Source organism: Staphylococcus sp. NWU MKU2 (assembly GCF_033283605.1).
In the GTDB taxonomy this organism is placed as follows: Bacteria; Bacillota; Bacilli; order Staphylococcales; family Staphylococcaceae; genus Staphylococcus; species Staphylococcus haemolyticus.
In genome coordinates this window covers 183,237-208,313 of sequence record NZ_JAVSMH010000001.1, presented here as the reverse complement: position 1 = coordinate 208,313, position 25,077 = coordinate 183,237, and the positions used below count along the sequence as shown (strand labels likewise).

28 protein-coding genes are annotated in these 25,077 nt (G+C 35.1%); all 28 read left to right on the top strand.

Features of this window, described 5'->3' with window-relative positions:
* Nucleotides 1-77 precede the first annotated feature (77 nt).
* Nucleotides 78-395 (top strand): MazG-like family protein, encoded by a 318-nt coding sequence (locus SBL15_RS01140; RefSeq protein ID WP_317955112.1) that lies wholly within the window; start codon nucleotides 78-80, stop codon nucleotides 393-395.
* A gap of 36 nt (nucleotides 396-431) precedes the next feature.
* Nucleotides 432-584: a DUF1381 domain-containing protein gene (locus tag SBL15_RS01135; RefSeq protein ID WP_107642773.1), complete on the top strand. Its 153-nt coding sequence runs from the start codon at nucleotides 432-434 to the stop codon at nucleotides 582-584.
* Nucleotides 577-744 (top strand): transcriptional activator RinB, encoded by a 168-nt coding sequence (gene rinB / locus SBL15_RS01130; RefSeq protein WP_317954926.1) that lies wholly within the window; start codon nucleotides 577-579, stop codon nucleotides 742-744. The genes SBL15_RS01135 and rinB overlap by 8 nt, the downstream gene beginning before the upstream one ends.
* Before the next feature lie 74 nt (nucleotides 745-818).
* Nucleotides 819-1,238, top strand: a complete 420-nt coding sequence (locus SBL15_RS01125) for a transcriptional regulator (protein ID WP_317954924.1) — start codon at nucleotides 819-821, stop codon at nucleotides 1,236-1,238.
* A gap of 247 nt (nucleotides 1,239-1,485) precedes the next feature.
* Complete coding sequence (locus SBL15_RS01120) at nucleotides 1,486-1,827, top strand: phBC6A51 family helix-turn-helix protein (protein WP_107611352.1); 342 nt, start codon at nucleotides 1,486-1,488, stop codon at nucleotides 1,825-1,827.
* Entirely contained in the window at nucleotides 1,820-3,112 is a 1,293-nt protein-coding gene (locus SBL15_RS01115; protein WP_317954923.1) for a PBSX family phage terminase large subunit, read from the top strand. Before SBL15_RS01120 ends, SBL15_RS01115 begins: the two co-directional genes overlap by 8 nt.
* Nucleotides 3,113-3,125: 13 nt before the next feature.
* Nucleotides 3,126-4,622 (top strand): phage portal protein, encoded by a 1,497-nt coding sequence (locus tag SBL15_RS01110; protein ID WP_317954922.1) that lies wholly within the window; start codon nucleotides 3,126-3,128, stop codon nucleotides 4,620-4,622.
* A 6-nt stretch (nucleotides 4,623-4,628) separates the two neighbouring features.
* On the top strand, nucleotides 4,629-5,579 hold the full coding sequence (locus tag SBL15_RS01105) for a minor capsid protein (protein ID WP_107634551.1): 951 nt from the start codon (nucleotides 4,629-4,631) through the stop codon (nucleotides 5,577-5,579).
* Nucleotides 5,576-5,725: a hypothetical protein gene (locus SBL15_RS01100; protein ID WP_182703526.1), complete on the top strand. Its 150-nt coding sequence runs from the start codon at nucleotides 5,576-5,578 to the stop codon at nucleotides 5,723-5,725. The genes SBL15_RS01105 and SBL15_RS01100 overlap by 4 nt, the downstream gene beginning before the upstream one ends.
* A gap of 175 nt (nucleotides 5,726-5,900) precedes the next feature.
* Complete coding sequence (locus SBL15_RS01095; RefSeq protein ID WP_107638559.1) at nucleotides 5,901-6,512, top strand: DUF4355 domain-containing protein; 612 nt, start codon at nucleotides 5,901-5,903, stop codon at nucleotides 6,510-6,512.
* Nucleotides 6,513-6,528: 16 nt separating this feature from the next.
* On the top strand, nucleotides 6,529-7,470 hold the full coding sequence (locus tag SBL15_RS01090; RefSeq protein ID WP_107634549.1) for a phage major capsid protein: 942 nt from the start codon (nucleotides 6,529-6,531) through the stop codon (nucleotides 7,468-7,470).
* A 22-nt stretch (nucleotides 7,471-7,492) separates the two neighbouring features.
* Nucleotides 7,493-7,762 (top strand): hypothetical protein, encoded by a 270-nt coding sequence (locus tag SBL15_RS01085; protein ID WP_107611346.1) that lies wholly within the window; start codon nucleotides 7,493-7,495, stop codon nucleotides 7,760-7,762.
* A gap of 1 nt (nucleotide 7,763) precedes the next feature.
* A complete protein-coding gene (locus SBL15_RS01080; protein ID WP_107611345.1) occupies nucleotides 7,764-8,093 on the top strand; it encodes a phage head-tail connector protein in 330 nt (109 codons plus the stop codon).
* A complete protein-coding gene (locus SBL15_RS01075; RefSeq protein ID WP_317954919.1) occupies nucleotides 8,090-8,392 on the top strand; it encodes a hypothetical protein in 303 nt (100 codons plus the stop codon). The genes SBL15_RS01080 and SBL15_RS01075 overlap by 4 nt, the downstream gene beginning before the upstream one ends.
* A complete protein-coding gene (locus tag SBL15_RS01070) occupies nucleotides 8,392-8,748 on the top strand; it encodes an HK97-gp10 family putative phage morphogenesis protein (RefSeq protein ID WP_107611344.1) in 357 nt (118 codons plus the stop codon). Before SBL15_RS01075 ends, SBL15_RS01070 begins: the two co-directional genes overlap by 1 nt.
* Nucleotides 8,749-8,758: 10 nt before the next feature.
* Complete coding sequence (locus tag SBL15_RS01065; RefSeq protein WP_317954917.1) at nucleotides 8,759-9,148, top strand: hypothetical protein; 390 nt, start codon at nucleotides 8,759-8,761, stop codon at nucleotides 9,146-9,148.
* Between the two features lie 45 nt (nucleotides 9,149-9,193).
* On the top strand, nucleotides 9,194-9,739 hold the full coding sequence (locus SBL15_RS01060) for a phage major tail protein, TP901-1 family (protein WP_053019812.1): 546 nt from the start codon (nucleotides 9,194-9,196) through the stop codon (nucleotides 9,737-9,739).
* A gap of 66 nt (nucleotides 9,740-9,805) precedes the next feature.
* Nucleotides 9,806-10,171, top strand: coding sequence for a tail assembly chaperone (locus tag SBL15_RS01055; RefSeq protein ID WP_107634547.1), 366 nt, complete (start codon nucleotides 9,806-9,808; stop codon nucleotides 10,169-10,171).
* A gap of 41 nt (nucleotides 10,172-10,212) precedes the next feature.
* On the top strand, nucleotides 10,213-10,569 hold the full coding sequence (locus SBL15_RS01050; protein ID WP_107634546.1) for a hypothetical protein: 357 nt from the start codon (nucleotides 10,213-10,215) through the stop codon (nucleotides 10,567-10,569).
* 4 nt (nucleotides 10,570-10,573) lie between these two features.
* Nucleotides 10,574-14,350, top strand: a complete 3,777-nt coding sequence (locus tag SBL15_RS01045) for a phage tail protein (RefSeq protein ID WP_317954914.1) — start codon at nucleotides 10,574-10,576, stop codon at nucleotides 14,348-14,350.
* Between the two features lie 12 nt (nucleotides 14,351-14,362).
* Nucleotides 14,363-15,319, top strand: coding sequence for a phage tail domain-containing protein (locus tag SBL15_RS01040; protein ID WP_317954912.1), 957 nt, complete (start codon nucleotides 14,363-14,365; stop codon nucleotides 15,317-15,319).
* A 9-nt stretch (nucleotides 15,320-15,328) separates the two neighbouring features.
* On the top strand, nucleotides 15,329-16,579 hold the full coding sequence (locus tag SBL15_RS01035; RefSeq protein WP_317954910.1) for a phage tail protein: 1,251 nt from the start codon (nucleotides 15,329-15,331) through the stop codon (nucleotides 16,577-16,579).
* 10 nt (nucleotides 16,580-16,589) lie between these two features.
* Complete coding sequence (locus tag SBL15_RS01030; RefSeq protein ID WP_225602090.1) at nucleotides 16,590-18,464, top strand: M14 family metallopeptidase; 1,875 nt, start codon at nucleotides 16,590-16,592, stop codon at nucleotides 18,462-18,464.
* 12 nt (nucleotides 18,465-18,476) lie between these two features.
* Nucleotides 18,477-19,673: a BppU family phage baseplate upper protein gene (locus SBL15_RS01025; RefSeq protein ID WP_317954908.1), complete on the top strand. Its 1,197-nt coding sequence runs from the start codon at nucleotides 18,477-18,479 to the stop codon at nucleotides 19,671-19,673.
* A 21-nt stretch (nucleotides 19,674-19,694) separates the two neighbouring features.
* The gene (locus SBL15_RS01020) at nucleotides 19,695-20,186 is read left to right on the top strand and encodes a phage holin family protein (RefSeq protein ID WP_317954906.1); all 492 of its coding nucleotides are present in this window, start codon (nucleotides 19,695-19,697) and stop codon (nucleotides 20,184-20,186) included.
* A gap of 49 nt (nucleotides 20,187-20,235) precedes the next feature.
* Nucleotides 20,236-22,173: a glucosaminidase domain-containing protein gene (locus tag SBL15_RS01015; RefSeq protein ID WP_317954904.1), complete on the top strand. Its 1,938-nt coding sequence runs from the start codon at nucleotides 20,236-20,238 to the stop codon at nucleotides 22,171-22,173.
* A 52-nt stretch (nucleotides 22,174-22,225) separates the two neighbouring features.
* Nucleotides 22,226-24,376, top strand: a complete 2,151-nt coding sequence (locus SBL15_RS01010) for a BppU family phage baseplate upper protein (protein ID WP_317954902.1) — start codon at nucleotides 22,226-22,228, stop codon at nucleotides 24,374-24,376.
* A 47-nt stretch (nucleotides 24,377-24,423) separates the two neighbouring features.
* Nucleotides 24,424-25,044, top strand: coding sequence for a poly-gamma-glutamate hydrolase family protein (locus SBL15_RS01005; protein WP_317954901.1), 621 nt, complete (start codon nucleotides 24,424-24,426; stop codon nucleotides 25,042-25,044).
* Nucleotides 25,045-25,077 lie beyond the last annotated feature (33 nt).

Below are 25,077 nucleotides of genomic sequence, written 5' to 3'. Positions count from 1 at the left end.
ATGCGGTTATTGAATACGATAACAAATTAATAAAAGTGGAATTATATCAAGTTGAATTTATCGAGGAGGACAAACAAATGACTAACACATTAGATCGATTAGTAGAACAAGTACAACAATGGAGTATTGATAAAGATTTACACAATGGTAATTCAGATAGACAAGCACTTAAATTCTACGAAGAAGCTGGGGAAGTTGCATCAGCATTATCTCGTGGCCAAATGGATGCATTAAAAGACGGTATAGGCGATACAGTCGTTACATTAATCATATTGGCCCAACAACATGATATGAGTTTACAGGAGTGTTTACAGTATGCATATGACGAGATTAAAGGAAGAAAAGGAAAAACTATCAATGGAATATTCATTAAGCAATCAGACCTCGAAGGATAAGGATATTCTAGAAACTGTAAAGGAGATTTTAAACAAATGACACAATACCTAATACGCCAATTCAAAGACAGTACAGGACGCATTCACACAGATGTTGAGAAACCACGTAGTAACGAAACTCTCTCTATTGTGGAGGCAGAGAGTAAGGAAGAGGCGTTAAGTAAATTTGAGGGGGATAACAATGATTAAACGCATACTAAAAATATGGTACATTATCACAGTGTACGAACTAAGCAAATATCTAACTAACGAACTTATCGTTAAGTTGCAGAGTGAAGATGACGTGGAAGTGCCTAGTGATTATGCTAGAGAGAGTGATCAGACAGATTTGAATGGAGTAAAACGATGACAGGTTGGATAGTATTAATACCGATTGCCTATCTCATTTGGATAATAGTTAAAAGCAAAATGGAGGAATGAATTGTGACATTAAGACGCTCTACACAGATTTATTTAGAAAGCGAATTAAGCAATTACAAGTATATTGATAAGGATATTGCGCGTGTACGTGAAGAAGTGCTTAATCCGTGGCACCCAACTGATACAAATATCGGTGGAGAACACGTACACAGTAATATAAGCGTTACGGAGATAAAAGCGACAAGAGTAGTAAATGATAGACGTTTATCACAATTGGCAAGAATGAAATCAGCAATTGAAGAAGTATATCATTCTAGTACACCGGAAGTTCAAAAGTTAATGGAACTATATTACTTCAAAAAACCTAGAACGTTAAATCTTACAGGTGTAGCACAAGAGATATGCGTTAGTAAGTCGACTGCGTATGATTTAAGAAAAGATTTATTAACTCGTTTAGCTGATGAGTTAGGGATTATTCATTAAGTTTGGAAAAGTTCTGGAAAAATAACGTCAACTTAGCCTATATAATGATATTGTGGCTACGGAAATAGTCATAACATACTCCTTTCTATTTAGTTACGTGGGAAAAGTCTTCCTAAGCTTTTCAAATATTGATGCCTATCTGAGAGAACACTCAGGTAGGTTTTTTGTATGCTGATATGACATTTAAAACGTGTGATATGAGTGTATAAACGCTTTAATTTTCTTTAAATTGGAGGTGATTTGGGGAATGAACTCAAAACAATTGAAAGCAATCGCATTAATGGTGGAGGGTAACTTAAATCAAAAGCAAATCGCTGAAGAGTTAAAGGTGTCTGTTCAATCTATAATAGCATGGAAAAAGAAACCAGAATTTCAAGAAGAGTTACTTAATGCTGAACGTAATCTACTAAAAGGACTGACTGGTAAAGCGATTAAGACGATGGAAGATTTATTAACTGCAAAAAGCGAGTTAGTTAGATACAACGCAGCAAGTGACATCTTAGACAGAACAGGACATAAACCTACTGACAAAGTTGAGGCAGAAGTAATTACTCCAACTTTCATAAACGATGTGCCAGCCGATGACTGATAGTAAAGTAAGTATCGCTAAAACAATCGGTGGCGGGTACAACGAGTTCTGGCACAACAAAAACTTTTATAGAGTAGTAAAAGGTAGTCGCGGTAGCAAGAAATCAAAGACAACTGCACTCAACTTTATATACAGATTAATGGAATATGAATGGGCTAACTTGCTTGTAGTTAGACGTTTTAGCAATACAAACAAACAATCAACATATACAGACTTGAAGTGGGCTACAAACCAGTTAGGTGTAACCCACTTATTTAAGTTTAACGATAGTTTACCAGAGATTACTTACAAACCGACTGGCCAAAAAATATTGTTCAGAGGACTTGATGATCCTTTGAAAATCACATCAATTACAGTTGATAAAGGAATATTGTGTTGGTGTTGGATAGAAGAAGCGTATCAAGTTGAAACTTACGATAAATTCGCAACACTTGTAGAAAGTATTCGTGGTAGCGTCGATAGTCCAGATTTCTTTAAACAGATTACAATTACATTCAACCCTTGGAGTGAGCGCCACTGGCTTAAATCTACATTCTTTGATGAAGATACTAAGCTAAACAATACTTTTTCCTATACAACGACCTATCGAGTGAATGAATGGCTTGATGATGTCGATATTGCACGTTATGAGGACTTATACAGAACAAATCCTAGACGTGCAAGAATTGTGTGTGATGGTGAATGGGGCGTAGCTGAAGGACTTGTATTTGACAATTTCGAAGTGAAAGAGTTCGACTGGTTGAAAGTATTCAAACGGACACAAGAAAAAGCGCATGGTAGTGACTTCGGATTTACTCACGATCCAACTACATTGATTAGTACCGTTGTAGACATCAAAAACAAAGAATTATGGATATACGACGAACACTATGAAAAAGGTATGCTCACTGATGAGATATATCAAATGTATGTAGATAAAGGGTATAAAGATGCGCTTATTGTTGCAGATAGTGCTGAGAAACGTTTAATTGCAGAGATTAAGCGTAAAGGTATTCCTAACATTAAACCGTCAATCAAAGGACAAGGCTCAATCATGCAGGGCGTTCAATTTATACAAGGCTTTAAGATATATGTTCATCCCACTTGTGTAAATACGATTGAAGAACTGAATACTTACACATTTGAACAAGATAAAGAAGGGAATTGGCTCAATAAACCAATTGACGCTAACAACCATTTGCTCGATGCACTTAGATATAGCCTAGAACGTTTCCACTTACCTCATAAACAAACGAAAGCAAACGTTAGGAAGAACATTAGCACAATCAAATCAATGGGGTTATAAGGAGGGATAACGCTTGTTAAAAGTAAATGAATTCGAAAGAGATGCAGAATACCGACAACATCGAGATAAGATATATAGACGTGACGCAGTAGAAACGTATCGTTACGACGGTACATTAAGCGAGATACTAGATGACTATGATTTCATCAGTGAATGTATTAGTCATCATTTAGAAGCACAAGTACCTAGATTACAAATGCTTGATGATTACTATCAAGGACTTAACTACAATATCATGCGTAATCGTAGACGTAGAGAAAGACACTTAGCAGATAATCGTGCAGCACATGATTTTGCATCATACATCGCAGACTTTATTAATGGTTATTGTTTCGGTCATGCGATACAAGTACAAACAGAAGATGAAAGTACGCAAGAGAAGATTAACGGACTACATAACTTAAATGACATTGATACACACAACCGTTCTATTGGACTTGACTTATCTATCTTTGGGCGTGCTTATGAATATATTATCCGCAATCAAGATGATGAAGTGAGATTGTACAAATCTGATCCACGTCATACATTTGTGATTTACGATAATACGATTGAACAAAACAGTTTAATTGCAGTGAGATACTGGCAAACGTCAACAAGAGAATATGATGACACAGATATTTACAATGTAGATATCATTACACCTAATGCAACTAATTTCTTTTATGCTAATAAGTCTACTAACCTATCACTGCAAGAACGCAGACCGTCAGAGCCACATTCATTCGGTAAGGTAACAATCACAGAGTTTAGTAATAATGAAAAGCGTCGTGGAGACTTTGAGAAAGTTATTCCACTTATTGACTTATATGACAATGCACAATCAGACACAGCTAACTACATGAGCGATTTGAACGACGCAATGTTATTGGTAATAGGTAATATGGAATTAGATAGCAATACAGCACAGTTACAAAAAGATGCGAATGTATTCCACTTAGTCCCACCTGAATACACAAATATGGATGAGAGAACGACTGAGGGTAATGTAGATGCTAGATATATCTATAAGGAATATGATGTGAGTGGCGTTGAGTCGTATAAAGATAGAATTAGTCGTAATATTCACATGTTTACTAACACACCAGATATGACCGATGAGAACTTCTCAGGCAATCAATCAGGTGAAGCTATGAAATATAAATTATTCGGATTAGAACAACGTACTGCAATTAAAGAAGGTTTATTCCGAAAAGGTTTACGTAGGCGTTACAAATTAATCGGTCAAATTATGAGTATCAATCGTGAGTTAAATAGTGATGCTATTCGTGACCTTACATTTACATTCACTCGTAACATTCCTAAGTCGATTAAAGATGAAATGGATATGTACTTACAAGCTGGTGGAGAACTAAGCAATCAAACTTTAATGTCGCTTGTATCATTTATAGATAACCCTCAACAAGAAATAGAACGTATCGAAAATGAAGAAGATGAACAACTTCAAAAATCAGATGAACGTATGTATAACAGACAGGGTATAGACAACCAAAACGATATTGAGGAGTGATAGTCTATGTCCTACTGGGAAGATAGAGCAAAGGAAATCATTGATGAAGAAAGTAAATCAGATTATGAAATTGCTCAAGAGATACAACGTATTGTCGATGAGATGAATGAAGATATTGAAAATGAGATCAATCGTTTTTATACAAGGTATGCGATTAATGAAGGTATTTCATTTATTGAGGCTAAGAAGAAAATTGATGCAGTAGATGTTCAAATGTTCCAACAGAAAGCGAAACAATATGTTGAGAATAAAGATTTTAGTGAGAAGGCTAATGCAGAATTAAGAGCCTACAACACTAAGATGTATGTAAGTCGTGAGAAGTTACTACAAGCGCAATTAGGACTTATTGTAACTTACGCATATGCTCAGATAGAACAATCTATGTATAACTACATGGAAAGTGCTTATTATCGTGCATTAGAGCAACAAGCAGGTATCTTAGGAGAAACGCTCCAAGTATCTATCAATGATGTTAAAACAATCGTATTCACGCCGTTTGAAGGGCATAAGTGGAGTACAAGACTTTGGTCAGATATGGACGTGGTAAGGCGACACGTACAAAAGACTACACGTCATGTATTACTACGTGGCAGACATCCTTATGAGTTTGTGAAAGATTTACGCAAAGATACTGGGGCAACAACTTACAACATGAAACGCTTGTTACTTACTGAAACTGCAAGAGTACAAACGTTAGCGTCTAAACGTCATATGTTAGAAGAACACGGTGCAGATGCTGAATATCAATTTGTAGCAAAAATGGATAGTAAGACTACGAAAACATGTAGAAGTTTGAATGATAAAACATTTAAAGTAAAAGACATGGTGCCAGGCGTAAATGCTCCACCTATGCACCCATTTTGTCGTAGTGCGGTCGTTCCGCACGTTGATGAAAATAGGCGTGATAAATTCTTCGAAGAACGTAAAGGTAAGTATTTTGGAGGTGTGGTTAAATGACAGATGCGCTTAATCGTATCGCCAATGCTTTAGAACACATTCATGTAGAACTGAAGCGTCTGAATGATACAAACCCTAGTAACCAAGCACAAGCGAAACCTAAGCAAGATACAAAGAAATCATTTGAACCTAAAAACTTTATTTAAACTATGACCTAAGTAAGTCATTAAACTGCTCATAAACTATAACTAATTATAAGGGTTAAGAAACTTGTTTCCCTATCAAAATAAATCTAGCGCACTAATCGGGCTTAATTGACTGATTGGGGCGCTTTTTTATGCGATAAATTCGAGTGCTTAACGTTTATGAGGAGGATAAAAAATGATTAAAGATGACTTATACAAATTAAATTTACAGTTTTTTGCAGAAAACGAAGGCGATTCTGAAAACACTAACGAAGATGATAATAAAGAGTCAGAAAACGATAACGATAGTAAGCAAGAAACTTATACAAAGAATGAAGTGGACTCGGCTATCAGTAAAGCAGTAGACAGCGCATTGAAGAAACGTGAGCGTAAGCACCAGCAAGAATTAGAACAAGCTCGTGAAGAAGCTAGAAAAAAGGCTGAAAGCTACGCAAAACTAACCGAAAAAGAAAAGCGTGACAAAGAAATTGAAGAACGTGAGCAAGCGTTAGCTGAAAAGGAAAAAGAGTTTAAACTACGTGAACTTAAATCTGATGTTGAGAGTGATCTTAAAGATAAAGGTTTACCTACTTCATTCGCAACGTCACTTATTCATTTAGAAGATAACGAAAAGATCAGCGAAGTTGTTCAAGCTATCAAATCGGATTTTGATGCAGCTGTAAAAGAACAAGTCAAAGAAGCTACTCGTCAATCTACACCAAGTAATCAAAGTAGTAGTTTTGGCAGACAACAAGCGAGTAGCAAGTCTATTCGAGAACTTGCTAATGAAAATAGAATCATAAAATAACGGAGGTAATTAATCTATGGCAGATGTTAAACCACAAGTATTTAATCCAGATCATGTAATGATGCATGAGCATAAGGAAGGGGAATTGTTAAACGACTTCAACCAACCTATCCTTTTAGACATCTTACAAAACTCAAAAATCATGCAATTAGGCAAATATGAAGATATGAACGGTAAATCTGAAAAAGAATTTACTTATTGGGCAGATAAACCAGGCGCTTACTGGGTCGGTGAAGGTCAAAAAATCAGAACTACTAAACCTAGCTTAGTAAGTGCTAAAATGCGTTCACACAAATTAGGTGTAATTGTCGTAGCATCTCGTGAGTTCTTAAATTATACTTACTCACAATTCTTCGAAGCAATGAAACCGCAAATCGCTGAGCAATTTTATAAGAAATTTGATGAAGCTGGCTTATTAAACGTTGACAACCCATTTGCTCAATCAGTAGAACAATCAGTAACAACTTCAGGTAATGTTGTGAATGGTCCTATTACTTTAGAAAATGTATTAGCGTTAGAAGATGAGTTATTAGAACATGATGTAGAAGCTAATGCTTTCTTATCTAAAACACAAAACCGCACAGCTTTACGTGGTGTACGTGACGAAAATACTAATGAAAGTTATTATGATCGTTCTTCTAATACATTGGACGGACTTCCAGTAGTTGACTTAAAATCTGATGAAATTAAAAAAGGTGATTTATACGCTGGGGACTTTAATAAGATGTTCTACGGTATTCCTTACAACATGTCTTACAAAATTTCAGAAGATGGTCAGTTGTCTACTGTGCAAAATGAAGATGGTAGTCCAGTAAACTTATTCGAACAAGAATTAATCGCTTTACGTGTGACTATGGACGTTGCATTCCACATCGCAGACGATAATGCATTTGCTAAATTAACTGAAGGTGCAACTACTAACCCTGAAATAAGTACACCAGAACCTGAAACTGTCTAATTAATCTAAGGAGGTCTGACACATGGCTTATTCATACGAAGTAGTGCGACCGTTTGTTGATGCAGAAGATAACAAACCATATGAAGTGGGCGATATTTACCCTACTGACATCACAGATGAACGTATTACTCAATTGCTACATGCTGATAACAAATATAATAAACAATATATTAAGTTAGTTATGGATAGTAAGAATACAAAAGCAGAATTAATTGAAATTGCAGATAAACATGGTATTGAAGTATCTGAAAAAGATACAAAAGCAGACATCTTAGACACATTGGAGGGATAGTATGGCTACATTAGAGAATGTTAAGCTATTACTTTCTATTAACGATAATGTTCAAGATGAACTTTTAAAAAGAATAATAGATAACACTGAAAAGCGTTTGATTAGCTTACTTCCTAGCGATATAGAAACTATCCCGGATAGATTGGAATATATCGTGGAAGAAGTAGCGGTCAAGCGCTTTAATCGTGTTGGCGCAGAAGGTATGACGCAGGAAAGTGTAGATGGGCGTTCTAATACGTTTCAAGCAAACGACTTTGATGAATATATGGATGTAATAGATCAATATACGCCACGAAACTCAGATAAACGTGGGGCAGGTATTTTCTATTGAGATATAACAAGAGAGTCGTGTTTGCTAAAGAAACGGAAGCAAAGTATAACCCTAAAACAAGCAGAACTGAAACATACGAAAAGCGCTACGATGCAATACCATGTAATATCAGTCCGCTAAGTCCACAAAAAACAGTGGTGCAATACGGAAACATCAACAAAGACATCAATATCATACGTTTAAACGGTCATTTTGAGCCTACTGCGACGCATGCTTATATTAACGATACTAAGTATCAGATAACCAAAAGAATTGATTATGAACACGATACAGTGTTCTATATCGAGGAGGTTAAGTGATGCGTTTCGGTGGTGGAGATTTAGATGACTTAATCAGAGATTTTGACCGAATGAACAATACTATTGATGACAATGTAGATGAAGTATTGCAAGATAATGCAAAAAAATTCAGAAAAGATACAGTTAAAACTGCTAAAGAAGTAATGAACAAAGGTTATTGGACTGGTAACTTAGCTAGAATGGTTGAACAAGCTAAAGAAGGGCATCTCAAGTATGGTATCACTTCAAAAGCAGGTTATAGTGGGTTCCTTGAATATGGAACCAGATACATGGAACCAGAATCATTTATGTTCCCAGTCTACCAAGAGTTCACTAAAAAAGTCAGAGCAGACCTCGAAAGATTAATTAACGGTTAGGAGGTATGCGATGCGTCAATCAGTGAATTTACAATTGTTCAATTATCTTTATACAAGGTTTGAAGAACTTGGCGTGCCTATCATTCGCACAAGCGAACTTAACCAAGAATTACCTTATCCATTCATCGCTATTCAAGATATTAAAGACGATATCAATCGTTTAACTTTTGACAGTTACGGTGGCAGTCCTACTGCAACTATCCATATCTGGTGTAAAGATGACGATAAAGGTAAGAATGATGAACTTTATATGCAGGTTCAGTCAATTGTGCTAGATGAGGTACAACTAGACGGATATACATTGACACTCCCACAAGTTAGTGTGAATGAAAGTACAGAACAAGAAACTAATCAAACGTTGTCACATACAACTATAAGTGTAGAGTACGCAAGCCATTAAATAGGCTTGCTTTTTTAATACAAAAATTTAGGAGGTATTCAACTTATGCCAACAAAACAGGGTACTGATGAATTAGTTTTAATTCGTAAATTAGGCGATAGAAAAGATGCTAACAAAGTAATGTTAGTGACTGAGTTAGAACGTGAAACTGAAAAAGATAGAGATACAGAAGCTACATTTGATGGCTCTGTTAACTCTGGTGGTACATTAGAGTCTACTGTAACAATCAATTGCTACATGGATCAAAAAGACACGTTATGCGATGAAATCGAAGACGCAACAGAAGATGATACGCCATATGAATTATGGGTAATCAATAAGCGTGTTCAAAATAGCGAAGGTAAGTACAAAGCTGAATATAGACAAGGTTACTGGAATAGTATCACTCGCACTAATGAAGCAGACGGTATTGCTGAATTTGAAACAGAGTTTGGTGTTTATCTTAAAAAACAACGTGGTTATGCTACATTACCGCAAGCAATCGAAGCAAACAAAGCTGCTTATGGCTTCCACGATACTGTTGCATCTGATCCAGCAGACGACGGTTTGGCTGAAAGTATTCCACAACCAACAGAAGTTGAAACTGTATAAACATGAGGGGAAATATCCCCTCTTTTTTATTTGCGCAAATAAAAAAATAAGTGAGGTATTTAAATTATGCACATTAAATTTAAAGATAAAGAATTAGAATTATCATTCGGATTAGGTTTTTTAAATAAGATTGATAAAGAATTAGGCTTAGAAGTAGAACAAATGACAATCGGACAAGGTTTGAATATGTTGGTACCTAACCTACAAAACGGAAATGTTGTTGCATTAGCTAAAGTAATCAAATCAGCAACTGCTCATCATAAAAAGAAACCACAAACTGATGAAGAATTAGAAGCAGTTTTAGAAGATATCGCAGAAAACGAAGGTATTGATACTTTTAGTGAACAAATCATCGAGGAATTGGGAAAGAGACCTTTAACCCAAAACCTAGTACCAGACGAGTACAAACAAGAGAAGAAGAAAAGCAAGTAGATGACGATGTATTAACATTTGATAGAGTAGTTGTCGTTTGCATGAGTAAGTTAAAGATATACGACTTAAACAAAATAGAAATGATGACACTTAGAGAATTTAACTATCGTATGTATGCACTTGAGTATGAACAACTTGATAAAGATATGGATATGTATAAACTTGCCTTTGCTATACGTGACGCTCAAGCCGAGCAAAAGAAACGTGGTGGCAAAAAAGGTGAAACAGAGTACAGGTTTAGAAGTGCTAACGACATTATGGACTACGAAGAAAACGTCAAACGTCTTAATAGAGGAGAGCCTCTCAAATTTGGTTCAGACTCTAAGCAAGAAGTTAACGCACCATCTGATTTGCTCAAAATGATTGCAAATCACAACAATTCTTTAAGAAAGGAGTGATAACGTGGCAGAAGCAAATTATAGTATTAAAGCGCAAATCGAGGCGAATACACGTAAGTTTAAAAGTGCTATTCAATCAGCTAAGAAAGTGGCTCAAAACTTCAAGAAAACACAAGAGTCAATCAAAGATACTAAATTAGATGGCGACTCATCTGGTGTAATGAAAGCAGTCAAAGCAGCAAGAGATGCAGTAAAAGGCTTTGATAATACTCATGCAGATGCAGAACTTGACGCAGATATTTCTGATGTTAGAGAAAAAGTCGCACAAGCTAAGTCGTTGGTTGAAAAGTTCGATACTTATCGTGGCGATGCAGAATTAGATGCCGATGTATCTAAAGCTACTGCAAATATTAAGAAAATACAGAATTATTTAGATATGTATGATAATTCAAATGCAGAAGCAGACGCTGATGTAAACATTAGAAAAGCTATTACGCATATTTCTGAATTGCAACATAACCTAGATAGTATCGACGGTAGCAAGTATTCAGCAACATTAGATGCAGATGCAACTAGAGCAAGAGAATCAATCAAATTAGCTAAGAAGCAACTTAATGACTTTGCTCATCAAAAGGCTAAAGCTAATCTTGAAGTTGATAGCGCTGGGGCTATTGCTCACATAAAAGCGTTCAAAGCTATGCTACGTTCTATTCCTAACCGACATCGTACTCGGCTTGATGTAGATGGAAATCCGGCAATGGCTTTCTTTAAACAACTGCACAAAGGTTTAGAAGATTATAGTAATTCATTAGATAGCTTAGCAAATGATATTAGATCATTTGGAACAGTATTTGAAAATATGATTAAAGGATCGTTACTTTCTAATATTTCGTTACTCGTTCCAGCAATCGCAAGTGTAGTTCCTGCATTAATGGCGGTATTAAACGCATTAGGCGTAGTTGCTGGTGGTGCGCTAGGTGTAGCTGGTGCATTTGGTGTAGCTGGTGCTGGTGCAGTAGCATTTGGTGCTATGGGTATCAGTGCTTTGAAAATGTTATCTGACGGCACACTAGAAGCAACTAGAGAAACTGAACGTTATCAAGCATCGTTAGAAAGTTTAAAAGGTGCATGGGCAGACCTTATTAAACAAAATCAAGCGCAGATATTTAACACATTAGCTAATGCGATTGACACTGCTAAAGTTGCTTTAGCTGGACTTACACCATTTATCAATGGCGTATCTAAAGGAATGGAACAAGCAAGTGCTAAAATGCTTAATTGGGCTAAAAACTCACAAGTAGCACAGAAGTTCTTCGAGATGATGGGTACAACTGGCGTAAGAATATTTAATAATATGTTAGATGCTGCCGGCTCATTTGGTAGTGGTTTAGTTAGTGTACTTACACAAATAGCACCATTAGCCGAGTGGGTATCGCAAGGCTTTAAAAAAATGGGACAAGCATTTAATGAGTGGGCGCAATCTGTTGAAGGTCAAAATGCAATTAAATCATTCATTGAATATACTAAACAGAATTTGCCATTGATAGGTCAGATATTCGGTTCAACATTTAGAGGTATATTCAACTTAATGAAAGCATTTGCTCCTAACACTCATTTAGTATTACAAGGCTTAGCAGATATGGCTAAGCAATTTGAACAATGGAGTGCAACGATTGCAGAGAGTGACGGATTTAAAAAGTTCATTGAATACGTTCAAGAGAACGGACCTAAACTTATCCAATTGCTAGGTAATATCATCAATATTCTTATTAATGTCGGTGTAGCTATGGCTCCATTAGCATCAGTAGTTTTAGATGTGGTGTTAGCTATAACTGAATTTATAGGAAAGCTAACAGAAGCTAATCCTATTATTGGTATGATTATAGGAATTGTAGCAACGTTAGCTGGAATATTAATGGCATTAGCGCCAGCGTTCATATTTGTAAATCAAGTGATAATTCCTCTTATTTCAACGTTTGGTGGTTTAAGTGGAATAGTTAATATCGTTATGGGCGTTATAGAAGGTTTAGGCGGTGTACTTGCAGCGTTATCTGGTCCGGTAGGTATAGTAATAGCAGCGGTTGTAGCAGTAATTGCTGTATTCGTTGCTTTGTGGAACTCATCTGAAGTAGTTAGAGATGCAGTTACAGACGCATGGAACGCTATTTCTAGTGCAGTTGGAGATGCTATTCATGCAGTTATCGGGTTCTTACAAGATTTATGGAATGAAGCACAATCAATATTAGCGCCATTGGTACCAATTTTTAAAAATACATGGGATATTATTGTTAAAGTAGTCGAAACAGCAGTTAAATTATTAACACCTATGGTATCTCAAGCATTTAACACAATGGTTAATGTTATTAAAGTAGCGTGGGAAGTTATTAAAGCGATAGTAAAAATAGCTATGGAAGTCATTCTTGGCACGATTACTGCGTTACTTCAAATCTTAGCTGGTGATTGGTCTGGTGCATGGGAAACTATATCAAAAGTCGGCGCAGATATTTGGCAAGCCATTGTAGATATGGCTAAAAATATTTGGCAAATTTTAGGAGATTATTTACAACAAACATGGCAAAATATTGTGAATGGCTTTTCTCAAATATTTGAACCATTAATTAGTCTGGCTAGTCAAATTTGGCAAGCAATCGTTAACGCAGTATTAACAGTTGTCGTTCAATTAGGTGTATTCCTAATGAATTTATGGACTTCTATTGTTACAACTGCACAAACAATCTGGACGACTTTGGTCACAGTGGCTTCCACAATTTGGCAAATGATTGTTACTACAATCGTTACAGTAGTTCAAACGCTAGGTGTGTTCTTATCAACTATATGGCAAACCATTGTTACAGTTGCTCAAACTTTCTGGACGTTGCTTGTTACAGTTGCACAAACAATTTGGACTACATTAGTTACTGTAATTACAACAGTGGTTCAAAGTATAGTAAGTTTCGTTCAAGCTGGTTGGAGTTTACTTTTATCAGTAACAAGCGCAATCATGTCTGCAATTTCTGCATTCATAAGCGCTATTTGGTCAGCTATTGTTAGTATTATCACTTCGATTGTATCAAGCATCATTTCGTTCGTATCAAGTGGTTGGTCGTCGCTAATGAGTATCACTTCATCAATCATGAGTGCCATTTCTAGCTTTATTTCAAGCATTTGGTCATCAATCGTTAGTTTTATTACTAACGCGGTATCAAGAGCAGTTAGTTTTGTATCAAGTGGCTTTTCTAACATGCTTAGCGCAGTTGGTTCTGCAATGTCCGGAATTGTAAGCGCAGTAATAAGTGGTATGTCAAATGTTGTTAGTTCTGTAAGAAATGGCGTATCTAATGCTGTAAATGCTGCTCGTAGCTTTATAAGTCATATGGTTTCTGTTGGTCGTGATTTAATCATGGGACTTATTAATGGTATTAAAGCAATGGCAGGACAAGTTGCATCTGCTGCAAAAAATGTAGTAATGGGTGCGGTTAATGCTGCTAAAAGCGCCTTACACATCGGTTCACCTTCAAAATTATTCAAACAATACGGTGTATGGACTATGGAAGGTTTAGGCATCGGAATTAATAAAGAAGGTAAAAATGTTATCAGTGGCATGGGTAGCATGGCTAATAGTATTACAGACGCGTTTAATAGTAATTTAGCCATTCCAGACATAACTGCCAACATGAAGAAAGTAAACGCTAATATGAACGCTCAAGTGCAACATACACACAATATCAAGACAAATCCATCACAACGTGTAGTACGTATAGAGATGGATGTTAATAATGAAGCACTTTCGGCAATTGTTAATGGTCAAACTGCAAATGAAGATGCAATGTTTTCATTCTAAGGAGGTCGTTCAATGGATATAGAAATTAAGAAAAAGGACGGACAGCGTTATACTTTGAACGACTTCGGTTTCAAAGTGGAAAGCGTGACTGTCGAAAGTATAGAAATAGAAAAAGACTACAAAACAAAAGAAAATACAAATGGGCGCATTAGACTAAGTACACAATATCGTAAGCGTAATATTAAAGTTGAATGTTACGTTATTTCGACCAAACTAAATGATAACCCTAGATTAAGAGATGAGTTTTATGCTTTAACTACAAGTAAAGATCCAATATTCATTAGAGAATTGAGAAGAACTGTACCACTTAATTATCGTTTTATTCAACCTACTAAAGATGATTATCAAGATATAGATGAATATAACAATTTAGTACTTAATCATGAGCCGTTTAATAATAATCACTACGTAAATGGTAGACAATATCAAGTGATTTGTAACGGCGTTATTGAGCCTAAAGAAGTAGGGCGTAAAATTCAATTTTCATTAGATTTTGAAACTGATGAATTACCTTTTGCTGAAAGTATCGGAACATCATTGGAATTAGAGAAACGACCTGACAGAGAATTATGGTCGAATGATATGTTAATTCCTTTTGATGAAGAAGATACCCGTCGTAAGTATTCATTTACTAACGTATATAACAATTCAGTGTACTATCACGGGAATGTACCTAATGATCAATTCAATTTATTTAAAAAAGTAACAGTTGTATTAGGGAAAAATGTTAAAGCAACGGAAATTTTCAAATTTACGTTAGGTAATAGTGATGTTATGACAATCGAAGGTGCTAATTTAAAAAAAGGCGACAAGATTGTCTATGACGGTGTACAAACATTTAGAAATGGTATTCCTATTAACGACTTAGCATCAAATGCACAACCAAAGTTTTATCCGGGTTGGAATAATTTTGAATTCAATCAGCAAGTTAAATCAGTAACATTTGACTTGAAATTTTATTACTTGTGAGGTGTAGACATGCCAATATTAGTTACTCCAATACGTGGGCGTAGTATTCCATTGTACGTGTCTACTACCGAAACATCTAAACTTGGTTCTGATATAGTCTTACAATTTGAAATTGTTGAAGATGAGTTTAATTATCAAATTGTCAGAGGTTTACAAAAAAGATGGACGATTTCAAGAGTACAAGGTTCGAACGATAAAAGAGAATACGTAGTATTTATTATTGACAGACAGACACATGGTAAGAAACAACTTGTGTCTGTCTCTTGTCGTTATAAGCCGTTAGATATCATTAAACATACTCGTGTTTATGAAACGATAGATGGTAGTTTTACCGCCGATAAGTTTCTTAAACAGATATTCGATAATACTGGACTGAAATATAAAATAAATGGCTCTCTTGGTTCATCTCAATTCGAAAATGCTGGCGAAGGTGAAAGTTTAGAAGATTTGATTAAGAAGTTTTGTAGTCACTTCGATGTAGAGTTCGATATTGAATTTGATAATAAAAAAGGAACATATACATTTGTATTTACACCTTTTTTGAATAAAAATGCTAGTTATCATATAGATGATGAAATCAACGCCAATAATATGAAAGTTGAAGAAGATAGTAGTGAACTTTATACCTATGCTGTTGGTTACGGCGATTACGATGATGAAGGCGGTAGTACCGCAGCAGGATTTGTTATGAAGTTTGAACATCCTAGTATCAAAGACTATGGTCGTTATGATGCACCACCGATTAAAGATGGTCGTATCAAAGATGAAGAAGTGATGCACCAAAAACTTCAATCATTAATCGAAAGTTCAGTTAAAACATCAATCAGTTTAGACTTTATCGCTTTGAACGAACATTATCCCAACGCTGTTCCTAAAGTAGCTGACATCGTTAAGATTAATCATTCTATTTTAGGTATTAATGAATTTGTTCGTATTGTTGATGTAAAAACAGTAAGGGATAAAGATAATATTATTGTTAAACAAGATGTGACTTTAGGAGATTTTAAACGTGTAGATAGATATAAAAAACGTGTAAGTGAAGCAGCGTCGGCAGTTGGGAAATTAGGAGGACAAAATAGCTTTGTCCACACATACAAAGTAACGACTGCAAAAACAAATGCAGCTATTAAAACTACACAACGCCAACAAGAAGATAGTGCTACTAAAGATATAAAAGCGACTAAAGAAGATGGCACAGTCGTTAATTTAAGTAGTGCTGATATTGTCATTGATGCTAATGGCAACTTGAAACTAAAGTAGGAGGTTTGAAATGAGAAAAACGATATATACCGACTTAGATGCAATATTTGGCGCTCGTTTTGTTAGAGAAAATGAGTTAAATTTTATTGCCACAAGAGATATGTTAACAAATATCGAAAAGTTATTAGATAAGCATAGTCGAAATGAAACAAAAGCACATACTGCCGAACAAATTAAGTACACACTTCCTACTGGTCCTAGTACCACAGTTGATAAAGAACTTCGTTATCAAAATGAACGTGTTAGAAATTTAGTACTAGGTAATTTAGGAAACGGACAACAAGAAGTGCGTGACAGTCGTGTTTCTATGGATGGTCAAAGCCACTCATTATTATCTGAACGTTTAAAACATGATTTTTCATACATTGAAGAAGAAACAGATAAGTTGATGAATGTTACTGATGATCCTGCATATTTATTTAATCCACCTTACATGAAAAGTGCTGAACGTGGTGTAAATGAAACACCATTAAGTAATGATCCAACTGAAAATTTAAAAGCATTCTATGATGTGTTTGTCGATAATAAATATTGTTTCAAAAAATACATCGGTAAAGACCAATCAAACAAATACAACGTATATAGTTATACATTTGAGCCGGAACATTACAGTAAAACAGTATTAGTCACTTGTTGTATTCATGGTAATGAGTATAGTGCGTTTTACGCTATGAGCCGTTTCATGAACTTAGTTGTAAACGAGTGGGAAAAATACCCACAACTCGCTTATTTACGTAAAAACGTGCGTATTGTCATGGTTCCTATCGTAAATCCATGGGGCTTTGCTAATCAAGAACGTGAAAATGTAAATAATGTCGATTTAAATCGTAACTTTGATTACTACTGGGAAAATGGTAGCGGTAAAAGTCCGAGTGGTAAAAACTATAAAGGCTCTAAAGTATTTAGTGAACGTGAAAGTAGAAACATGAAAACACTCGTTGAAAGTTTAGACGAAATTACAGCACATATGGACTGCCACAACATTGTATCTCAAGTTAGTGACTATTGCTTATTCTACCCTAGATTTGCAAATCAACCTAATAATGAAATGACACAACTTTTAATGGAATTATCGAATTATGGTGATTATGTTACTTGGGGTTCAAGTACATTAGCGTCATTCTCAAATTGGGTTGGTATCACGAAAGGTATTACATCATTCTTACCTGAAGTATATGAAGGTCGTGCTGGTAAACCTAGAGGCGCAGAAGAAATGTGGCGTAGCGTATATTACTTAGGAAATATTCTTTTAAGATTATCAAGTCTTTATAACGGCCAAAACGGAAAAACAGCAAACGAACCTATTGTTAAATCGTTTGTATATAGTAGTCGTTATAACAACTCTGGCGTTAAACCATTCTCACTTATCGCCAAAGATGGATATCAACGTATGTTGATGACACAACAACGTTTTAAAGTCACTGCAAATGGTTTCGTAGAATTAAATGGATCAATCACAGTTCAGTTATCTAAAGATACAGTATTCGGGGTTAATCCGGGAATTGCACAAAACTACAATCCATTTAGTGGTAATGGCAAAACAAGAAGACGTCAATTATTTAAAATTGAACATAAATTACCGGCTGGCATTCATACTATTCCGTTACATGCAGTGGCACCTGTTCAATTTTCTACAACAACACCCGACAATGTTAAACGGACAAATGAAGTTATGGCAGTGGTAGACGTAATGAGAAAAGAAGGATATGCAAAAGTATTGAATATGGTACTTAATGTTAAATTCACACCTAGTCATTCTCATAATGCTGTTCAAATGTTTACTTCAACAGGATATGGCAACCAAAAAGAGCAAACATTCAAACAAATCTATCCAAATAAACCAGCACCGTTTGATATTCGTAATAAGATTATTACTAAAAAATAAGGAGGTTTTTAAATGGACGGTTTGAAAAAAGAAGCGAAAATCACAGTTGTTGAGGAGCCACGTTTGAAACCTATTACTGATGAGAATATCGGTTTTTACAACATGGATATCAATACAGCAGTTTTAACGTTTCAAGTAAGAAAACAAGATTATCCATTAGAAATCAGTAAAGTAAATACTGATATTTATGCTTACTTTGTATCTGATAATGGATCGTCAACTGGACGTGTTCAAGTTGATTACGTTAATCCGATGCAAGGTATCATTCAACTTACTTTGGATAACAACTTCTTAAAAGCTGCAACAGATACTTATGTGACAGGTCAAATTTACATTAAAGCTGTTGGTCGCAAAGATACTGTTGTATTAAATGAATTCCGTTTCTATGTCAAAGATGCGTTGATTAATCAAATTGATGCCGATATCAAAATTAGTTATATTCGTGAAATTGACGATTTAATTGATAACTTCAAAAAGAAAATTGAAAATGTATCTCAAAACTTTAGCGATATCGAGACAGCACAAGCTGATTTTACTGCATTTGTAAATGCTCAAAAAAATACTTTCATTAAACAAGTTAATGATATGAAGAATGAGATGAATGCATTTGCCAACAATACGCAAAAAGACCTTATAGATCGACTGAACTCAATTGACGACAAAATGTTGCAAACGCTTAGCGAATTGGAAAATGGTACAGAAAATTTTGTTACTGAAGATGAATTAAATACGTTACTTGCAAATTATCCAACTAACGAACAACTGACTACACAATTAGATAGTAAAGCAAATGTAGGAGATGTTACCGGAAATCAATCAGCTGAATTGCCTGATTTTGACGTAATAATTAAAGAAAAAGTAGATGAAGCACTTGCTAATGCAACATTACAACGTTTCACATTTACTGATGACAACGGATATATTCCTAGAATTGATAACCCTGACCTCTATACTATGAGTGGTATTGACGCGTCAGGTTTTTATTATGCCTACAACCCAGTTAATTCACCTGATCCAAACAACCAAAGCGGTTATTTACTTGTTATGGCAAGAAGTAGTAGTTATAAGAAAGTGTTATTCTTCCCATTCAATCGTCATGTATTTTATTCACGCAATAAGATGGGCGATACAACAGGTTGGGGAAATTGGTATGATGCAACGAATAATATAAATGTAGGCGAAATGATTGCAGATATTGATGAAACCTAATAGAAAGAAGGTGCTAAATAATTGGAAAATGTTAAAGTCAAAATTATTCAGTCCGAAGAATTTAAAACCTTCTTTTATGCCGGAGATTTAAAAATGCTTTATGTATTGATTTTGTTAATGGTCTTAGACATATTAACTGGAACAGCTAAAGCTATTAAAGATAGAAGATTATGGTCGAGAAAAGGACTGTTTGGTTATGGAAGAAAGATACTTATTTTCGTTATAATCGTTGTTTCAAATATAATAGACCAGATATTAGGATTGAGTGGCGGTTTAATTATGATTACTATTTTATTTTACATTGCAAATGAAGCCTTATCAGTAGTTGAAAACTGTGCAGCAATGGGCGTACTAGTACCTAAACAATTAGCTGAAAGGTTAGCAGTTATAAAAAATGAAGGAAGTCAACCACCTTCAATTACCACTGAAATCAAAGAAGAAATGACAACAAAATATAATAAAGAACTCGAAGATAATGAAACATCAGAAATAAATATCAAGATGAGAAAATAGTCGGCGTTTACACGTCGGCTTTTTATTATACAAAAAGGAAGGTGGATAAATGGCAATTTTACCTTCATCTGGCAAACCTACAGCCAAACAGGTAGTAGCATGGGCTAAATGGTTAGCTGATAACAAATTAGGTGTCGATGTCGATAAACGTCTGGGATTCCAATGTTGGGACTTACCTAACTATATTTTTGACAGGTATTGGGGATTTAGAACATATGGAAACGCTGATGCAATGGCACGACGTGACCAATATCCAAATAGTACATGGAAGATATATGCGAATACACCTAGTTTTGTGCCGAAGCCGGGTGACGTTGTTTGTTGGACATATGGAGCATATGGTCATACAGCAATTGTTGTAGGTCCTAGTGATACTAATACATTTACGTCAATTGATCAGAACTGGTATGGGGCTAACCACTGGTACGGGAGTAAAGCTGCATATGTTAAACATAGTTACAGTGGTATGGGTGGTAATCTTTATTTCATCAGACCACCTTATAAAGAAGAACCTAAAACTGAAACGCCACCTAAAGATACAACACCTGTTCAAGATAAAGGCGATACTTCTTCAGACAAACCGGCATCAGAAACTAAAAAAGAACCACTTAAAGAGCAAAAAGTTATTACAGTAACGGCAGAAGATGATGAGAAAGTAGATTATCCTAGATTTATACCACATAGAATTGCTAATGGAGAAGTAAGAGGTCGCAAACCTAAAGGCTTAGCAGTCAAGAACGCTGGAACAATGTGTTCTGTACAACAGATGTATTATGACAGAAACAAATATATTTCTAATTCTGAATATCCACATTTCTACATTGACCGACATCATATTTGGCAACCACGATATACAGATGTCAAAGTACCTAGTGAACCAGACTATATCGTAATCGAAGTATGTGGAGATTACAGCGACACCAAAACAGATTTTTTACTTAACGAATTACATGCAATCATATTTGGTGTTGGGCAACTACAAGGGTATAACATTCCACTTAAACGATCATCTTTGAAAGTATCTGACGACTTATGGCGTACCGTTATGGAACACGGTAACTTTGATCCTTTAATTGACGGAAAACCTTCTTCAAAGGTACTTGATAAAGTCCAAGCGTCACTACTTGAGTTATACCAAAATAGAAATAAAGTACTTAAAGAAGTGAAAAGCGGTAAAACGACTAAAATTGATATCAAAGTTGATAAGAAAGAAAAGTCATCAAATTCTACTTCAACAAGTAGCACGAGTAAACCATCAACTTCTACGTCTACATCAACAACATCTAAAGTTTCTAGTAAACCTAAAGTTATTGTCGTTTATAGTAATTACACATTTAATCAAGCAGTTAATATTCAAATGACAAAATGGCCACAAATCAACAATGGTTCTGGTTGGTACAATGCTAGTCGTTCTGACACATTAAAAGCAATGAACAGCTTAGAAATTTGGAATAGTTCAAGTCAAAAATACCAAATGCTTAATTTAGGTAAATATCAAGGTATCTCAGTATCTAAATTGAATTCAATTCTTAAAGGCAAAGGAACACTATCAGGACAAGGACAAGCTGTATCTGATGGTTGTAAAAAATATAATGTAAATGAAATTTACTTAATTTCACATGCATTCTTAGAAAGTGGCTATGGCCGTTCTAATTTTGCTAGTGGTGTATATGGTGCTTATAACTACTTTGGTATTGGTGCTTATGACAATAATCCTAACTACGCTATGACTCTTGCTAAAAATGAAGGATGGACCACTCCAGCTAAAGCGATTATTGGCGGTGCTAAATTCGTTAGACAAGGTTATATCGATAAAGGGCAACAAACATTATACAGAATGCGCTGGAACCCACAAAGTCCCGGCAATCATCAATATGCTACTGATGTACGTTGGGCGCAACACCAAGCAAATACAATTAAAGGTTTATATGATGAAATCGGTCTAAAAGGTGAACACTTTATACGTGACCGATACAAACAAACATAGGACTACATGCTGTCAGCATGTGGTCCTAATTTTATGTAAAAGAGGTGTTTTAATGGAAACATTTAAGCAAGGTAAAGTAACTGCTCGTATAGATGAGCGAGGTATTGATTTAGGTAATATTAACGTTAATCTCTATACAATGGATAATTCTACAACAACATTAGATATTCATATTAAAAAACGTGATATATTTAGTGAAAATAAAGAGTTTATTCCGATTAATTTAAATCAAACGACATTCAAACCAGTATTACACTTAATCGCTGAAGATGGTTCTATTTTTACAAACGAAGAATTAGAAATAGTGAAAGCAGAAGAAGGTCATGTACGTTACAACGTATCTGATTATGTAACAAAGCATGTAGGACGTGTACAAGCAAAATTGTTCTTAATTGATAGTAGTAATTCTACTAATAACAGTTCACATGTGGCAGATTTCTATTTCAAAGTGAATGATAGTGGTCTCACAAAAACAATTGGTAAAGAAATTCATGTTGATATACTAGATGACATTGTTGAACGAATTATGTTAAAAGACATTGAACGTTTTAGAGGTCCAAAAGGTGACAAAGGCGATACTGGTCCACAAGGGCCAAAAGGTGATAAAGGTGATAAAGGTGCAGATGGAATAGATGGCGAAATGGGTCCACAAGGTGAGCAAGGTCCAATCGGTCCGGAAGGTCCAAAGGGTGACGTTGGTGAAAAGGGTGATACAGGGGAGCGTGGTCCACAAGGCGACATAGGTCCAAAAGGTGATATAGGAGATAGAGGTCAAAACCTAAAATATAATGATTTAACCGATCAAGAAAAAGAAGAACTTAAATCTGTTATTTCTTCTCAAGCTATTTCTGATTTTACACTAGGTAACAACTCAATAGGAACTAACAAAATAGATTTTATTAAAAGTGGTAAAAACATCTACAATAAAAATAACCCTACTCCTGGAAGAATAAGTACAAATAATAATTTAGTTTCAGATGATACTGTTATTACAAGTAGTTATACAAAAATAAAAAACAATACTACTTATGTTACTAACCAATCTATTTGGTACAATTTGTACGACAATGGACTACAATATATTGAATACAAATTCGTTCCTAAAGGTAGTACATTTACAACAACTGCTTCTACTGCATTTATAAGAATCGCAGTCAAAAAGGATGTTTCTGATACTTTACAAGTAGAAGAAGGTACTAACCAAACTACTTATGAACCATTTTATTATGTAGCTGAAAAGGTAAAAGACACAGAAATCTTAGAAGCTAGATATAGCACATCTAAAAGCAAAGGTTATAATAAGTTAAACGACCGTTTACAAGATATTGAAGAAAGTTTGTCTGATATAACAGTTTCTAATGGTGGAAATATAGCATCTGACGAAAACGCAGAAAAGGTATTTGTGGATGAAATGAACAAGAAAGTTAAACAACTTGGCGGAACCTCTAAGTTCCTTAATTCGTCTGGTTTAACAGCAACAGGGCAATTAGCGTATGCTTATGATTTTAACGTAATCACATTACATGCAAGTACAAAGAATGAAATTGCAAGTGTATGGGGACAAGATACGTATTCTTTAGACATTAAAGGAATAAACCCTAGAACAGTAGAAGTTAATTCAACAGTTACAAGTCCATCTTTGGAAAATTACTACTCTTTAATCGGCGGTAAAACAGGAACGTTAGGTTATATACACAATTTAACTGCAATAGTAGCAGATAATGACGATTTATATATTGGCACAATTATGAAAGGTTCTGAAGACAGATTTGCCGATTTAAAAATTGCGATAGATGAAACAATCAAAAAAGAAAATGGTAAATCATATAATATTGATTTAGTTGGAACAAGCGATACGATTTTTTCTGTGATTAAATACCCAAAATATAATCCAACGTTAACAACTAATAATAAACCTACCCCTATATTGTCTAAAAATGAAGATATCAGAACAACGCCAGCAAGTATGACTAAGGTGCTTACTTGTATTGTGCTAATAGAGAATATAAGCAATCTAAATCAGACTATTACATTCCAAGAAAGTGACTTTGTTGGTGGCTCAGGAGTAGAGTTGAAAGTTGGCGACGTTATCACATTAAGAGATGCGCTATATACAATGTTACTATCATCTTCTAATGACACTGCCAAAGCAGTAGCTAGAGTTGTAGGACATCATATTATAAATACAAGAAGATACATTTAAGTCGATGCATATGTATCGGTTTTTTTATTTTGGAGGTTCTATTTAATATGTCAGACTTATATAGTTCAATGATTGAATTACAAGGTAAAGAAAACAACTGGTCAATTGAGATGAATACAAATAAAAGTAATGTTCTTAGCTTTGCGCCACATGGTGGCGGTATTGAAGCTGGTTCATCCGAACTCGCATTACTCATTTCTCAAAAGTTAGATTGTAACTACTTCACGTTTAAAGGTAAGTTACCAAGTGACAATGTAAAATTGCATGTGACATCTACTCGTTACGACAACCCAGAACTACTTAACTTAATGAGAAATATTGATTACTCAATTTCTGTTCATGGTTATGCCGATAACGAGTATGCTCGTACATTGATTGGTGGTAGCAACGAAGAACTAAAAGCACTTATCAAACGTAATTTAATTAATCGTGGTTTTGATGTACAAGACGCACCAACTAATTTAGGTGGCGCTAAACCTAATAACATCACGAATAAGACTAAAACAGGTTTAGGTGTTCAACTTGAGTTATCAACCAAACAACGTAAATCATTCTTTAGTAATAATGATTTTAGTAAAAAGGTAAGAGAAGACAGATATCGTTGGCGTGCTGTGATGTATGAATATGCACAAGCGATTGAATATGCAGTAAAAGAATATTTAAACTAAGTCGGCACTTATGTGTCGGCTTTTTATATTGAG